The organism is Streptomyces pyxinicus (genome assembly GCF_024753135.1).
Taxonomy (GTDB): domain Bacteria; phylum Actinomycetota; class Actinomycetes; order Streptomycetales; family Streptomycetaceae; genus Streptomyces; species Streptomyces pyxinicus.
On the sequence record NZ_JANUGP010000053.1, the window covers coordinates 1 to 15130 of the forward strand.

Consider the following 15130-nt stretch of genomic DNA (forward strand, 5'->3'; position numbering starts at 1 on the left):
GGGGGGGGGGGGGGGGGGGGGGGGGGGGGGGGGGGGGGGGGGGGGGGGGGGGGGGGGGGGGCAGGGCGGGGACCGGGATGGGGCTTGGCCGGGACCTGGCGGGGGCTTGGCCGAGGCCTAGCTTGAGGCTTGGCCGGGACCTGGCGGGGGCTTGGCCGGGGCTTGGCCGGGGACGACGCGGGCCCCCGGGAGAGGTGGTCTCCCGGGGGCCCGGCTACGTCGTCAGAGGCGCCGTGGGGCGGTTCAGCCCTCGGACTTCTCCTCGTCCTTCGCCTCGGTGGTCTCGGCCTCGGCCGACGCCTCCTCGGTCTCCTCGTCCTCGTCGTCCAGGTCGATGACCTCGCCGTTGGTGTCCTTCACCGTGGCGGACTCGACCACGACGGCCAGGGCCTTGCCGCGGGCGACCTCGCCGACCAGCAGCGGCACCTGGCCGCCCTCGACGACGGCCTGGGCGAACTGGTCGGGGGACATGCCGGAGGAGGCCGCACGCCGCATGAGGTGCTCGGTGAGCTCCTCCTGGTTGACGTTGAGGTTCTCCTTCTTGACCAGCTCGTCCAGGACGAACTGGGTCTTGATGCCCTTGACCGCGGCCTCGCGGGTCTCGGTCTCGAACTCCTCGGCGGTCTTGCCCTGGATCTCCAGGTACTTGTCGAGGGTGAGGCCCATCTGGCCGAGCTGGTGGTGCTCCAGGTTGTGCTTGCGGGTGTTGATCTCGTCCTCGAGCAGCTTCTCGGGGACCGGGACCTCGACCAGCTCCAGCAGCTTCTCCAGGACGCGCTCCTGGGCCTGGGTGGCCTGGTCGAACTGCTTCATGTTGGCCAGCCGCTTGCGGCTGTCGGCCTTCAGCTCGTCCAGCGTGTCGAACTCGGAGGCGAGCTGCGCGAACTCGTCGTCCAGCTCGGGCAGTTCACGGGCGGCGACCTGGGTGACCTTGACGGTGACCTCGGCCTCCTTGCCCGCGGCGGAGCCGCCCTTCAGCTCGGAGGTGAAGGTGGCGTCCTCGCCGGCGGACTTGCCCTTGACGGCGTCGTCGATGCCGTCGAGCAGCTCGCCGGAGCCGATGGTGTAGGAGACGCCGCTGGCGATGCCGTCCTCCAGCACCTCGCCGTCGACCTTGGCCTCCAGGTCGATGGTGACGACGTCGCCGTCCTCGGCGGCACGCTCGACCGGGGAGGTGGAGGCGAAGCGCTCACGCAGCTGCTCCACCGACTTCTCGATGTCCTCGTCGGTGACCTCGACCGCGTCGACCTCGACCTCGATGCCGGAGAAGTCCGGGATCTCCAGGGCGGGGCGGATGTCGACCTCGGCGGTGAAGTTCAGCGTCTCGCCGTCCTTCAGCTCGGTGATGTCGACCTCGGGCTGGCCCAGGACGTTCAGGTCGGCCTCGTTGACCGCCTCGGTGTAGAACTTGGGAAGCGCGTCGTTGACGGCCTCCTCCAGCACCGCACCGCGGCCGAAGCGCTGGTCGATGACGCGGGCCGGGATCTTGCCCTTGCGGAAGCCCTTCACCGTGACCTGCTGGTTGATCTTCTTGTACGCCGCGTCGAGGCTGTCCTTGAGCTCCTCGAAGGGCACCTCGACAGTGAGCCGAACCCGGGTCGGGTTCAGGGTCTCCACGGCGCTCTTCACGGTTCGGTCTCCTTGTGGCTGACTTCTCGGGTTCTGCCGGAGCCCAAGGGGCCCGGCGGACTTGCCGCCCGGAGGAGTACGTAGGCCGAGAGGGCCGGGGCACACGGGCGCGCAGCTTGCATAGTAACCGCAGCCGGTCGGCGCCCCAAAAGGCGATCATCGGGACGACACGAGCAGGTCGCGCGCGTCCTGAGCCGGTGGTCGGGGTGGCGGGATTTGAACCCACGGCCTTCCGCTCCCAAAGCGGACGCGCTACCAAGCTGCGCCACACCCCGTCTGGTGCGACACGTAGGGTACATGCCCCGACGGGGCGCCGCCGCCGCAATGGGGAGGGGCGGCGGGGTGTGGCTTGCGGGGGTGGTTCGGCGGGGGCGGCCTGCTGGCACGGGTCGCGGATCGATCCGACGGGTGCGGCTCCGGTGGGTGCGGCTCCGGTGGGTGCGGCTCCGGTGGGTGTGGCTCCGGTGGGTGCGGCTCCGGTGGGTGCGGCTCCGGTGGGTGCGGCTCCGGTGGGTGCGGCTCCGGTGGGTGTGGTGGTGCGGCTTGTGCCGCCGGTCCGGCGGGGGACGGCTTGGCGGGGCTCGCGGTGATCTCGCGGCGAGCGGTCCGGCGGCGGGGAGCGGGCGAGTGTGGTGCCCGCGACCGGTCCGGCGCGGAACAGCCCTGCGCGACTCGCGGGCCGAGGTCCAGCCGGGGGTGGCCTGGTGGCCTGCGGTGCTCTCGTGACGGCCGGTCCGGCGGGGAGTGGCCGCACGTGGCCCGTGAACCCGAGGCTCGGCCGAGGGGTGGCGGCCTGATGTGGCCTGCGATGCCTTCGGGACGGGGGTGGCCTGACGGGGCCGGTGGCGGCCGGGTCGGCAGGCAGTGGGCCGGCGTCGACTCGCGGGCTTCGGCCCAGTGGGGATGGGCCGACGTGGCTCGCGGCAGCCGGGTCGGTGATCTCGTTGGCCTCGGCGGTGGGCGACCCGCTACGATGCCTCCTGTGCCCCGGTCACGGATTGTGGGCGCACTGTCGCGGGCGTAGCTCAATGGTAGAGCCCTAGTCTTCCAAACTAGCTACGCGGGTTCGATTCCCGTCGCCCGCTCTGTTCGGACCAGGGGCCCGGCAACCGCTTCGGCGGTGCCGGGCCCCTGGCGCGTTCAGAACCTGATCGAGTTGATCGAGTCCGCTATCGAGTTCAGGAACCGTTGGATGGACGGCGCCATGCCCGTCGAGGCGAGGAAGAAGCCGAAGAGGATGGCGACGATCGCGGGGCCGGCCTTGATGTTCCCCCCTCGGATCAGCACCACCAGGATGATTGCCAACAGCAGCACCACGGACAGTGAAATGGCCACACTGATCACACCCTCGGTCGGTTCGCTCTCCCGGCCCGGGAGTGGCACCACGCACCCCCGCCACGACCATCGTGCCACCAACCCGGCCCCTCCATGCGGCCCATGACGGAACGTCGGGCGTCGGACCGGCGCGAGTGATCGTCCGTACGGCAATTCGAAGGACGGCGGGGGCGTGACCGGCCGGTTATTCACATGAGTTGGTTGCCGTCTCCACACATCCTGTGCGCAGGTAATTCGAATTCATGACACAGAGACGTCGTATGCCCCGTTTAGTCGGGATGAATCGGTACATCGAGGGTGAACTGACGACCCCCGTGTACCCGCCATCACGTGGACGGGGCAGGCAAGTTCCGTGAATCACGGGGTACTCGGACGGGATAACCAGGAATGACCACGGGGGTTTTACGAAATCCCGTTCACGACGCTAGGGTGCCTGAGATGTTTGACGCCGCCTCGTCCCCCGGCCAGACCCGCAGGCCACTCCCCCCGGCACAGTCGCCGACGGACGGAGTGTCCGGACCGCGCACCCCGGTGAGTACACGGAAGCCGGAGCCTAAGGCGGACAGACCGGGCAAACAGCGCGACGCGTTCTTCGACAACGCCAAGTATCTGGCCATCGTGCTGGTGGCGATGGGGCATTCCTGGGAACCGCTCAAGGGCGACAGCCGGATCCTGGAGGGCGTGTACACGGTCGTGTACTCCTTCCACATGCCGGCGTTCATCATCATCTCCGGCTACTTCTCGCGCAGTTTCGACATGCGCCCGGACCGGCTGAAGCGGCTGCTCACCGGTGTCGCGGTGCCCTACGTGCTGTTCGAGTCCGCCTACCCGCTCTTCAAGAACCTGATCACCGGTTCGCACGAGGAGATCAGCCTCCTCGATCCCTGGTACCTGACCTGGTTCCTGGTCGCCCTGTTCGTGTGGCGGATGACCACGCCGATCTGGAAGCTGGTGCGCTGGCCGCTGCCGCTCGCGATCGGCGTCGCGATGCTGGCGTCCGCCTCCCCGAGTATCGGTGACGACCTCGACCTCCAGCGCGTCCTGCAGTTCCTGCCGTACTTCGTGCTCGGTCTGTGCCTGAAGCCCGAGCACTTCCAGCTGGTGCGGCGCCGCTCGGTGCGGATCGCCTCGGTGCCGGTGTTCGCGGCGGCGCTGGCCATCGGCTGGTGGGCGGTGCCCCGGATGAACACCGCCTGGTTCTACCACCGTGACTCCGCGCAGGAACTGGGCGCGCCCTGGTGGTGCGGCCCGGTGATGACGCTCGCCATGCTGGGCTGCTCGCTGGTGCTGACGGCCTGCTTCTTCGCCTGGGTGCCGGGCCGCACCCGGTGGTTCACCGCGCTGGGCGCCGGCACCCTGTACGGCTATCTGCTGCACGGCTTCCTGGTGAAGCTCGGCGACTACCAGGGCTGGTTCGACCAGAGCCGGCTGCACCACCCGGCCGGCGAGGTGCTCGTGACCCTGCTCGCAGCCGCCGCCGTGACCGTGCTGTGCACCAAGCCGGTGCAGCGCGTCTTCCGCTTCGCGATGGAGCCCCGGATGGAGTGGGCCTTCAAGCAGGACGCCGGGGAACTGGCCCGGCAGCGCGAGAAGAAGGAACGCGAGCAGCGGGAGGGTGAGCGGCGGCAGCGGGTGGGCGTCTAGTCCGTCGTACGTGTCGTACGTCACCGCTCACCACTCACCGCTCATCGCTCCGTCGTACGTCACCGCCCATCGGCCGTCGTACGTCACCGCCCATCCGTCTGCCGGGCCGCCCGCCCCCTACACCTCGTCCAGACCGAGAAGCGCGCGCATCCCCGCGTACTTCTCGGTCAGCCGTTTCCGGGTCGGCTCGGGGAGGACGGCCAGGCGCTCCGGGTCGGCGTTGTGGGCCAGGTCGGACTGCTTCACCAGCAGCGCGCCCGGGGTCGCGAGGATCCGTCGGGCATACTCCCGTGGCTCCTCCCCCGGCCGTTTGGTGAGGGCGTCGACGATCGCCTTGGTGCGCTCGGTGAGCGGCGCCGCGGCCAGCCATTCCCGGGTCAGGGCGTCGTCCTCGACGGAGTCGTGCAGCCAGGCCGCGGCGATCTGCTCCGCGTCACCGCCCCGCGCCCGCACCCCCTCGGCGACGGCCGCGAGGTGCTCGGCGTACGGCCGCCCCGCCTTGTCGGTCTGTCCCGCGTGCGCGTCCCGGGCCAGCGCCGCCACCTCGGCCAGGCCGAGCCGCGCCGTGCCGCCGCCGCTGTCTTCCGTCGTCATCCGCCCAGTCTGGCGCACCCGGTGACGCGGGGCTTCAGTGGTTAGTGGGCGTTCGCCGTCGCGCCCCGGCAGATGAGGAGGAGGGCGCGGTCGTCGTTGACGTCCTTGGCGACCGCCTCGATGAGATGCCAGGCGGCGCCGTGGAAGCCGCCGGCGACATAGCGGTCGGCCTCGCCGGTGAGGCGGTCTATGCCCTCCACGATGTCCCGGTCGGAGGTCTCCACCAGGCCGTCGGTGAACAGCATCAGCACGTCCCCGGGGCGCAGCGAGCCCTTCACGGGGTCGAACTGGGCGCCGTCGTACACCCCGAGCAGGGGGCCATCGGCCGCCTTCTCCTCCCAGCGCCCGCTGCCCGCGCTGAGCTGGAGGCCCGGCGGGTGGCCCGCGGAGTACAGCTCGTAGTCCCCGGAGTCGAGGTCGAGGACCAGGTGGATGGAGGTGGCGAAGCCCTCGTCCCAGTCCTGGCGCAGCAGGTAGCCGTTGGCGGCGGGGAGGAAGGCGTGCGGGGGCAGGGAGCCCAGCAGGCCGCCGAACGCGCCGGACAGCAGCAGGGCGCGGGAGCCGGCGTCCATGCCCTTGCCGGAGACGTCGGTGAGGACGGCCTCCAGGGTGCGGCCGCCGTTGGTGCGGGCCGCGACGACGAAGTCACCCGAGAAGGACTGCCCGCCGGCCGGACGCAGCGCCATCTCGTGGTGCCAGCCGGTCGGCAGCGCGGGCAGCTTGCTCTGCACCCGGATCCGCTCGCGCAGGTCGAAGAGCATGGTGCCGCCGCGCCGCCAGGGCACGCCGACCCGGCTGCGGAACTGGGCGGTGAGCAGCCCGAAGAAGCCGCAGGCGGCGACGACCAGGACCACACCAGGGGTGACCCGGGAGGGGCCCTCGGTGTAGGGGCCGAGCCGTACCGACTCCACGATCAGCGCGGTGGCCGCCGTCGCGTACAGGCCGAGCAGGCTCGCGGGGCGCAGCAGCAGGCCGCCCGCGACGATCGGCAGCACCAGGGTGGCCGGTGAGCACCACACCGAGTTGGCGAGGGTCATGACCGTGAGGAGGGGGATGGTCAGGAGGAGCCCGGCGAAGGCGATCCAGTCGGAGCCGTCGCCGCGGAAGTAGTCCACGGCGCTTCTGCGCAGCCCGACGCGGACCCGGTGCCACTGCATCCGCCACCGGGCCGTGAACGTCTCGGCCTTCGCGCGCCGCTCTCGTCCTGCTGCCATTAGTTCGGGACCCTATCCATCGGACCGGCTGCTTGGCACGGGAGGTCCCACTTGTCCCCCGTGCGGGGCTCCACTTCGCCGCTCGCCTTGCCGTGCGCCGCGTGGTTCGTCCGGGTACGTCCTCGCTCCGCCGTCATCGCGTCCTCACAGTGAACGGCACGCGCGGCCATCGCGGCGCCGTCCCGGGGAAATTGGCTGGCCCGGGCCGCGGGGGCGCTGGTAGGCATGGCGCATGGGCACTGAGTACGCGATGGAGCCGAGGACACTGCGCCCGGAGGAGTTCGACCCCTGGTGGGACCACGTGGTGCGGGCGTTCGGCGGCGGGTCGGCTCCGGCCGAGGAGCGTGCGCTGGACAGGTCCCTGACCGAGTTCGAGCGCAGCATGGCCGTGTGGGACACGGACGCGATCGTCGGTACGGCGGGGGCGTTCAGCTTCCGGATGACCGTGCCGGGCGGTGCGGTCGTGCCCACGGCGGGCGTGACCATGGTCAGTGTCTCCGCGACGCACCGGCGGCGCGGGGTGCTGCGGTCGATGATGCGGCGGCTGCTGGACGAGGCGCACGCCAAGGGCGAGCCGCTGGCTGCGCTGTTCGCCTCCGAGCCGGCGATCTACGGCCGTTTCGGCTTCGGCGCGGCGACCCAGCAGCTCGGTGCCGAGATCGACACCGCCCGGGTCGGCCTGGAGCTGCCCGAGGGCACCGACGAGGTGCGGGTGCGGTACGTGTCGCCGGCCGAGGCGCTGGCGGAGTGCGAGGCGGTGTACGCGGCGCTGGTACCGGGCCGTCCCGGGATGCTGTCCCGGCAGCCGGGCTGGGAGCGGGCCGAGCTGCTCGACCCGGAGAGCGGGCGGGAGGGCGCGTCGGCCCTCCAGTGCGTGCTGGCCGAGCGGGGCGGGGAGGTCACCGGGTTCGCGCGGTTCCGCACCAGGATGGGCTGGGGGCCGAGCGGGCACGACGGCACGGTCACCCTGGAGACCCTGGCCGGGCTCGATCCGGCGACCGAGGGCGCGCTGTGGCGTTTCCTGTTCGGGATAGACCTGATGACGACCCTGTCGGTACGGGGGCGGCCGGTGGACGACGCCTGGCAGCACCAGGTCTCCGACGTACGCCGCTGTCTGCTGCGGCTGCGGGACGCGGGGTACGCGCGTCTGGTGGACGTCGGCGCGGCTCTGTCCGCACGGACCTATCTTGCTCCGGTGGACGTGGTGTTCGAGGTCGAGGACGACTTCTGCCCCTGGAACGCGGGGCGTTGGCGGCTGACCGGGGACACGAAGGGCGCGTCGTGCGAGCGGACCGAGGACGCGGCCGATCTCGCGCTGTCGGTACGGGAGTTGGGGTCGGCGTATCTCGGGGGCGTGTCCCTGCTGTCGCTGGCGGCGGCGGGGCGGGTGCGGGAGCTGCGGTCGGGTGCGCTGACGGAGGCGTCGGTGGCGTTCGGCTCGGCGGTGGCGCCGTGGCTGCCGCATGGGTTCTAGCGGCGGCCCGGTCTCTGGTTCAGCTGGTTCAGCTGGTTCAGCTGGTTCAGCTGGTTCAGCTGGTTCAGCTGGTTCAGGGGCGCTGGCAGGTCGGGCACCAGAAGAGGTTGCGGGCGGCTAGGCCGGCGGTGCGGATCTCGGTGCCGCAGATGTGGCACGGGAGGGTGGCGCGGCGGTAGACGTAGACCTCGCCGCCGTGGTCGTCCACGCGGGGCGGGCGGCCCATCGCCTCCGGGGTGTGCTCCGGGCGCACGGTGTCGATGCGGTTCTCGCGGACGCCCTCGTGCATGAGGACGACCAGGTCGGCCCATATCGCCTGCCATTCGGCGGGGGTGATGTCCCGGCCCGGGCGGTACGGGTCGATGCCGTGCCGGAACAGGACCTCGGCGCGGTAGACGTTACCGACGCCGGCCACGATCTTCTGGTCCATGAGCAGGGCGGCGATGGTGGTGCGGCTGCGGGAGATCCTGCGGTACGCGGTGTCCGGGTCGGCGTCGTCGCGCAGCGGGTCGGGGCCGAGGCGGTCGTGCACGGCCCGCTTCTCGGTGTCCGTGATCAGGGCGCAGGTGGTGGGGCCGCGCAGGTCGACGTACGACGTGTCGTTCGCGAGCCGGAGCCGGACGGTGTCGGTCGGCGGGGGTGCGGGCGCGTCACCGAAGCCGACCTTGCCGAAGAGGCCGAGGTGGATGTGGACCCAGTCGGCGTCCCGGAAGCGCAGGAAGAGGTGCTTGCCGTGGGCCTCGGTGGCGGTCAGCTCCGCGCGGTCCAGCAGGGCGGCGGCGTCGGAGAACTTGCCCTGGGGGCTGGTGACGCGGGGGGCCGTGCCCTGGAAGCGGGCGGCGTAGTCCTGGGCCAGGCGGTGGATCGTATGCCCTTCCGGCAAGGCGGGGTGTCCTTTCGGCGACGTCTTTCCCACCCACCCGTCTCGGCCGACCGAGGGGTGAACGCATGGGCCTACCAACCTAACGGAACCACCGAGCGCGCCGGCAGCGCGGGGGCGTGGGCAGCGGGGGCAGGAGCGGGCGGGCCCGCTGCCGTACGCCAGGCTCGCGTACGGCAGCGGGCCGAGCAGTACTGCCGTGAGTGTCGGCTCCCAACCGTGAGTGTCGGCTCCTAATAGAAGGCGACCGACCAGGCGTGCGGCACTGTACGGACGTAGGTCGGCAGCAGAATGTCGACGAGGTCCTTGCAGGCCAGGTCCGAGTACACGTAGGCGATGCTGTCGGTGGCGTTGACGATCGTGGCGGGGCTGCCGGGCCAGTTGCTCGCGTGGCAGCCGGTGGGGTTCTCCCAGCGGCCACCGTTGAAGATCAGGACTCCGTTCGCGGCCGAGGCCGACTGAGTCGCACCGAGCATGAGCGCGACGCTCGCGCCGAGTACTCCGAGTGTGGTGACAAGACGCCGCATACACATCCCCCTTGATCCGAAACCTCGGTTCCGACCCGCGCCGGTGCGGCGGGGCGGCACCTGGACGATCCGAGCCTGCCGGGCACCCCGTCCGCGGCGCCACGAAATCCCGGTACTTCGGGACGCTGGAACGCGGAAACGCTCTTTGACCAGGGCAGCCGCAAGCAGCCTGGAACGCGGGGCTGGGACGCCCGCGCCGCCGCCTCCCCCGGTGCGGGTCGGTGATCCGCGACTTCGCGTCACCTTCTCGGGCGCCTCCCCAAGATCCCTTTACCGCCCTGTGTAATGAGTCGAAGCTGGTCACAGGTCTTACCTGGCGGGGTGGTGCCTCCGACGCGAACGACAGAACTCATGTCTCATACACCTGCTTTGACCGAATGTGTCCCTGGCCTATGTCGGAGGAGGGCGGAAGTATCCACGGCGTCAGCAGAACTTCCACGAGACAGGAATGACCCATGTTCGCTCGTACGCCACGTATCGCGATCGCCGCGGCAGCCACCCTGCTCACCCTGGGAGCGGGTGCTGCCACCGCGAGCGCCGCGCCCGCCCCCGCGAGGAACTGCGTGCTCAACGTCGACTCAGGCAGCGAACACTGCTACAGCACGTTCCGCGAGGCCATCGCCTCCTCCACCGGCGGACGCATCACCGACGCGCCGCTGTCGGGCAAGCACATCGACCAGAAGCTGGCCGACCGCCTCAAGAGCTCACCGGCCGTCAAGGGAGCGCAGGCCGTGCAGCTCGGCGTCGTCTACACGGACTCGAACTACGGCGGCTCCACCCTCGTCTTAAACGGCGATCACGCCTGCCTCAGCGGCAACGGCCGTGACGCCCAGACCAACCTGAGCGGTACCTTCGACAACTCCGTCAGCTCACTGACCACGCTGTCCTGCTGGCTGGAGCTGTGGGACGCACCCGACACCGCCGGCGTCCACCAGGAGTACCAGCAGTCCACTTCCTACGTCGGGGACGCGATGAACGACCGGGCGAGCTCCATCGCCCTGCTGTAACCGCCGACACACCGCGGCGCCCCGCTCGCTGACTGCCCGGCTCCGTCGGGCGGAGCCGGGCGGGGCGGTCGGCGTACGCGTTACCGCTGCGGGTGGTGCGGCGGGATCGGGGGAAGGTCGCCCGTGGTCTCGTAGGACGTCAGCATGTCGATGCGGCGGATGTGGCGCTCGTCGCCCGAGAACGGGGTGGCGAGGAAGACCTCGACGAACTTGGTCGCCTCCTCCGCGCTGTGCATGCGCGCGCCCACCGCCACCACGTTGGCGTTGTTGTGCTGGCGGCCCAGCGACGCCGTCTCCTCGCTCCAGGCGAGAGCCGCCCGCACGCCCTTGACCTTGTTCGCGGCGATCTGCTCGCCGTTGCCCGAGCCGCCGATCACGATGCCGAGGGCGTCGGGGTCGGCCGCCGTACGCTCCGCGGCCCGGAGGCAGAAGGGCGGGTAGTCGTCCTGGGCGTCGTAGAGGTGCGGCCCGCAGTCGACGGGCTCGTGGCCCGCGGACTTGAGCCACTCGACGAGGTGGTTCTTGAGTTCGTAGCCCGCATGGTCGGAGCCGAGATACACGCGCATGCCATGAGTGTGACACGGCTGTTCAGGGGCAGCAGCCCCGGGTGCCGACGGTAGGCGGCGATCCAAAAGGGTGTGAGCCAAGCCATAGAACCTCAAGGGAACCTCAAGTAACGATCCGGATTCAGAGGTTTCCGAATTCGTTCGCCTCGGATTCACTGGACCGGCTCGTACACCGCTCGTGCGGGCAGCTCCACCTGGCGCAAAGGAAACTCCGTCCATGACCCCTGGTTCGGGCCTTCAAGCAGGACTGAAAAACCGCCACCTGTCGATGATCGCGATCGGCGGTGTGATCGGAGCCGGCCTCTTCGTCGGTTCCAGTACCGGAATCGCCACCGCGGGACCGGGCATTCTTCTGTCCTACGCACTCGTCGGCACTCTTGTCGTCCTCGTCATGCGCATGCTTGGCGAGATGTCCGCCGCAAACCCCACCTCCGGCTCGTTCTCGGCACACGCCGACCGCGCGCTGGGCCGCTGGGCCGGCTTCTCCATCGGCTGGCTGTACTGGTTCTTCTGGGTCGTCGTGCTCGCCGTCGAGGCGACCGCAGGCGCGAAGATCCTGGAGGGCTGGATCCCGGCCGTACCGCAGTGGGGCTGGGCACTGATCGTCATGGTCGTCCTGACCGCGACCAACCTGGTCTCCGTCGGCTCCTACGGCGAGTTCGAGTTCTGGTTCGCCGGTATCAAGGTCGTGGCGATCGGCGCGTTCATCGTCATCGGTCTGCTCGCCGTGTTCGGCGTACTGCCGGGCGTGGACGCCGAGAAGGCCAGCTTCGGCAACCTGACCGGCCACGGCGGCTTCCTGCCGCACGGTCCGGGCGCCATCCTCACCGGTGTGCTGCTGGTCGTCTTCTCCTTCATGGGCAGCGAGATCGCCACCCTGGCGGCCGGCGAGTCGGAGGACCCGCAGCGCGCGGTCACCAAGTCCACGAACAGCATCATCTGGCGCATCGGCGTCTTCTACCTGGGCTCGATCCTGGTCGTCATCGCGCTGCTGCCGTGGAACGACCCCTCCATCAAGAAGGAGGGCTCCTACGTCGCCGCCCTGGACTCGCTGGGCATCGCCCACGCCGGCCAGATCATGAACGTGATCGTGCTGACCTCGGTGCTGTCCTGCCTCAACTCCGGCCTCTACACGGCCTCCCGCATGGCCTTCTCGCTCGGCCAGCGCGGTGACGCGCCGAAGGCGTTCGCCCGCACCACCTCGCGTGGTGTGCCGATGACGGCGATCCTCGTCTCCGTCGTGTTCGGTTTCGTCGCGGTCTTCTTCAACTACAAGTTCCCGGACACCGTCTTCCTCTTCCTGCTCAACTCCAGCGGTGCGGTGGCCCTGTTCGTGTGGCTGGCGATCTGCTTCTCGCAGCTGCGGATGCGCAAGATCATTCAGCGTGAGGCGCCGGAGAAGCTCGTCGTGAAGATGTGGCTGTACCCGTACCTGACCTGGGCGACGGCCGCGATGATCGTGTTCGTGCTCGGATACATGCTCACCGACACGGAGGGCCCGAGCAGCGGTCGCAAGACCGTCAGCCTGTCGCTGCTGGTCGCGGCGGTCGTGATCGGCCTCGCCTTCGTGAAGCAGAAGGTGACGGCGGGCCGCACCCCGGAGGTGCCGGCGGTCGAGGCCGACGACAAGGTGCCGACGGCCTGACGTCGTCCCGTCCCCCGCTATACCCCGCTATACCCCCGCTACAGCACGGTGAAGGTCTCCTTCACCGTGCTGTAGGTCTTCCCCGGCCTGGTGCGGTGTGACAGCCCTGCGACAGAGCGAGAGGCTCGCCGGGTTCGTGGAACACACGACCGGCGAGCCTCTTCAGGAGGATCAAGAGAACCAGGAGAACCGCGGAACCCGCGGACGCGGTCAGCCGCGGTCGGCCAGCTTCCAGGCGGCCGGCAGCAGGCCCATCGCCAGGGCGGCCTTGAGGGCGTCGCCGATCAGGAACGGGGTGAGCCCGGCCGCGACCGCCTGGGAGAGGCTGAGGTGGGCGGCGAGGGCCAGGTAGGGCACGCCGACGGCGTAGATGATCGCCTCGCCGAGCAGCATCGTGCCCGCCATGCGCAGCACGGAGCGGTCGGCGCCGCGGCGGGCCAGGGCGCCGACGGCGGCGGAGGCCAGCAGCATGCCGAGGACGTAGCCGAAGGAGACCAGGCCCGCGCCGGACGCCCCGTTCGCGAACCACGGCACGCCGGCCACACCGGCGACCGCGTACAGGCCGAGGGCGAGGAAGCCGCGGCGGGCGCCGAGGGCGGTGCCGACGAGCAGCGCGGCGAAGGTCTGGCCGGTCACCGGGACCGGCGTACCGGGCACCGGCACCGAGAGCTGCGCGGCGAGGCCGGTGAGCACGGCACCGCCGAGCACGAGGGCCGCGTCGCGGACGCGGGAGGACGGCAGCAGGTCGGCGAGGACCGTGCCGGGGCGAGCGAGGGCGGTGGCACTGGCGGTGCTCATGGGGACTCCACGAAATGGTGTGGACACGACGGGACATCGTGACGCTATCCCAGCGCCGCCGGGCCGATCACCGTCGGCGATCGACAAAGGCCGGAACGGCGCCTTCGTGCGCTTCGCACAAAGCGTGCCCCTCACACCCGGGCGGGCGTGATACCGGTCACTGAGGCCGGGACGCCTGGCTCACTCGGGGGTGACGGCACCGAACTGTGGGGTTCCGCCAAAGCCGGTTCGGCGCGGGGTGATGGCCGCTAGCGGACAGCGGTACTGACACGGGCGTAGCCGCACCCGTACCCTCCGTGCAGCAGATGTCCGCATAGTGGGCGGCCTTGTCGGGTGAGCGGACGGTCCGCCCAGACTGGCGGGGTTTTTGCCCGCCCATCGCACGGGGAGCCGCACCGATGCCGATCAGTACCAGCACGGAGACACCTCCGCGGGACCAGGAAGAAACGACTCTCTCCCACGGTCTCAAGCAGCGCCACCTGTCGATGATCGCGCTGGGCGGCGTGATCGGGGCGGGCCTGTTCGTCGGTTCCGGTGCGGGCATCGCCGCCGCCGGACCGTCGATCATCATCGCCTACACCCTCTCCGGCCTCCTGGTGATGCTGGTGATGCGGATGCTGGGCGAGATGTCGGCGGCCTATCCGTCCTCGGGTTCCTTCTCGGCGCACGCGGAGCGGGCCATCGGCCCCTGGGCGGGCTTCGCGGCCGGCTGGTCCTTCTGGGTGCTGCTCTGTACGGCGGTGGGCCTGGAGGGCATCGGCGCCGCGAACATCGTGCACAGCTGGGTGCCGGGCGTCCCGCCGTGGGCGTGGGTGGCGCTGTTCATGGTGATCTTCTGCGCGGCGAACCTGGCCGCCGTGAAGAACTTCGGCGAGTTCGAGTTCTGGTTCGCGGCCCTGAAGGTCGGGGCGATCGGTCTGTTCCTGATCCTGGGCGTGCTGGCCATCGCGGGCGTCCTGCCGGGCACCGACGCGCCGGGCACCTCGCACCTCGGCGACTTCCTGCCCAACGGCAGCGACGGCCTCCTCATAGGCCTGCTGGCCTCGGTCTTCGCGTACGGCGGCCTGGAGACGGTCACCATCGCGGCGGCCGAGTCTCAGGACCCGGTGCGCGGGGTGGCTTCGGCCGTGCGCACGGCGATGTGGCGCATAGCCCTCTTCTACATCGGCTCGATGGCGGTCGTCGTGACGCTGGTGCCCTGGGACTCCAAGGAGGTCGTCGAGAAGGGCCCGTACGTGGCCACCCTCGACTACCTGGGCATCCCGGGCGCGGCCCAGCTGATGAACGTGGTCGTGCTGGTCGCGCTGCTGTCCGCGATGAACGCCAACATCTACGGCTCCTCGCGGATCGCCTTCTCGCTGGTGCAGCGTGGGCAGGGCCCGAAGGTGCTGGCGCGGCTGTCCGGCGGGGTGCCCAGGATCGCGGTCCTGACCTCCTGCGTCCTCGGGTTCGTGTGCGTGCTGCTGAACTACTGGCGGCCCGACGACATCTTCCGCTGGCTGCTGAACATGATCGGCGCGGTCATCCTGGTCGTCTGGATCTTCATCGCCGTCTCCCAGCTGATGCTGCGCCGCCGCATCGAGCGCGAGGCACCGGAGAAGCTGGTCGTCCGCATGTGGGCGTTCCCGGTGCTCACCTGGGTCGCGCTGGCCGGCATGGTCGCCATCTTCGTCCTCATGGCCCGCGAGCCGGACACCCGCGTCCAGCTCTACTCGACGGGCGCCATGACCCTCTTCCTCGCAGCAGTGGGCTACGCCTGGCAACGGGCCCGGGCGCGGGCCCGGGACTGACCCCGCACTCCCCCGTTTCCCCTGTTT

13 protein-coding genes and 2 tRNA genes are annotated in these 15130 nt (G+C 70.3%); 6 read left to right on the forward strand and 9 right to left on the reverse strand.

Features of this window, described 5'->3' with window-relative positions:
• Positions 1-243: 243 nt before the first annotated feature.
• Positions 244-1629, reverse strand: coding sequence for a trigger factor (tig, locus tag NX794_RS34935; protein WP_258783732.1), 1386 nt, complete (start codon positions 1627-1629; stop codon positions 244-246).
• A gap of 198 nt (positions 1630-1827) precedes the next feature.
• A tRNA-Pro gene (locus NX794_RS34940) sits at positions 1828-1904 on the reverse strand.
• A gap of 739 nt (positions 1905-2643) precedes the next feature.
• Here NX794_RS34940 and NX794_RS34945 point away from each other — a divergent pair.
• Positions 2644-2714: transfer RNA gene (locus NX794_RS34945), tRNA-Gly, on the forward strand.
• A gap of 55 nt (positions 2715-2769) precedes the next feature.
• Here NX794_RS34945 and NX794_RS34950 read toward each other — a convergent pair.
• Positions 2770-2964 (reverse strand): hypothetical protein, encoded by a 195-nt coding sequence (locus tag NX794_RS34950; protein ID WP_258783733.1) that lies wholly within the window; start codon positions 2962-2964, stop codon positions 2770-2772.
• Between the two features lie 510 nt (positions 2965-3474).
• Between NX794_RS34950 and NX794_RS34955 the strand changes: the two genes are divergently transcribed.
• Positions 3475-4608, forward strand: coding sequence for an acyltransferase family protein (locus NX794_RS34955; RefSeq protein WP_428986019.1), 1134 nt, complete (start codon positions 3475-3477; stop codon positions 4606-4608).
• Positions 4609-4725: 117 nt separating this feature from the next.
• Here NX794_RS34955 and NX794_RS34960 read toward each other — a convergent pair whose 3' ends face one another.
• Both NX794_RS34960 and NX794_RS34965 read right to left on the reverse strand, forming a co-directional pair.
• Complete coding sequence (locus tag NX794_RS34960) at positions 4726-5202, reverse strand: HD domain-containing protein (RefSeq protein ID WP_258783735.1); 477 nt, start codon at positions 5200-5202, stop codon at positions 4726-4728.
• Positions 5203-5243: 41 nt separating this feature from the next.
• Complete coding sequence (locus tag NX794_RS34965; protein WP_258783736.1) at positions 5244-6416, reverse strand: PP2C family protein-serine/threonine phosphatase; 1173 nt, start codon at positions 6414-6416, stop codon at positions 5244-5246.
• Between the two features lie 232 nt (positions 6417-6648).
• On the opposite strand from NX794_RS34965, the gene NX794_RS34970 reads away from it, so the two are divergent.
• Entirely contained in the window at positions 6649-7890 is a 1242-nt protein-coding gene (locus NX794_RS34970; RefSeq protein WP_258783737.1) for a GNAT family N-acetyltransferase, read from the forward strand.
• A 73-nt stretch (positions 7891-7963) separates the two neighbouring features.
• Here NX794_RS34970 and NX794_RS34975 read toward each other — a convergent pair whose 3' ends face one another.
• The gene (locus NX794_RS34975) at positions 7964-8773 is read right to left on the reverse strand and encodes an Fpg/Nei family DNA glycosylase (protein WP_258783738.1); all 810 of its coding nucleotides are present in this window, start codon (positions 8771-8773) and stop codon (positions 7964-7966) included.
• A gap of 230 nt (positions 8774-9003) precedes the next feature.
• On the reverse strand, positions 9004-9246 hold the full coding sequence (locus tag NX794_RS34980; RefSeq protein ID WP_258783739.1) for a hypothetical protein: 243 nt from the start codon (positions 9244-9246) through the stop codon (positions 9004-9006).
• Positions 9247-9752: 506 nt separating this feature from the next.
• Here NX794_RS34980 and NX794_RS34985 point away from each other — a divergent pair.
• A complete protein-coding gene (locus NX794_RS34985; RefSeq protein WP_258783740.1) occupies positions 9753-10304 on the forward strand; it encodes a hypothetical protein in 552 nt (183 codons plus the stop codon).
• A gap of 80 nt (positions 10305-10384) precedes the next feature.
• Here NX794_RS34985 and NX794_RS34990 read toward each other — a convergent pair whose 3' ends face one another.
• The gene (locus tag NX794_RS34990) at positions 10385-10870 is read right to left on the reverse strand and encodes a ribose-5-phosphate isomerase (protein ID WP_258783741.1); all 486 of its coding nucleotides are present in this window, start codon (positions 10868-10870) and stop codon (positions 10385-10387) included.
• 217 nt (positions 10871-11087) lie between these two features.
• Here NX794_RS34990 and NX794_RS34995 point away from each other — a divergent pair, with 217 nt between their 5' ends.
• Positions 11088-12515, forward strand: a complete 1428-nt coding sequence (locus NX794_RS34995; protein WP_258783742.1) for an amino acid permease — start codon at positions 11088-11090, stop codon at positions 12513-12515.
• Positions 12516-12725: 210 nt separating this feature from the next.
• Here NX794_RS34995 and NX794_RS35000 read toward each other — a convergent pair whose 3' ends face one another.
• Positions 12726-13313 carry a biotin transporter BioY gene (locus tag NX794_RS35000; protein ID WP_258783743.1) on the reverse strand — a complete coding sequence of 196 codons (588 nt, stop codon included), beginning with the start codon at positions 13311-13313 and terminating at the stop codon, positions 12726-12728.
• A gap of 398 nt (positions 13314-13711) precedes the next feature.
• Between NX794_RS35000 and NX794_RS35005 the strand changes: the two genes are divergently transcribed.
• On the forward strand, positions 13712-15103 hold the full coding sequence (locus NX794_RS35005) for an amino acid permease (protein WP_258783744.1): 1392 nt from the start codon (positions 13712-13714) through the stop codon (positions 15101-15103).
• Positions 15104-15130: the final 27 nt, after the last annotated feature.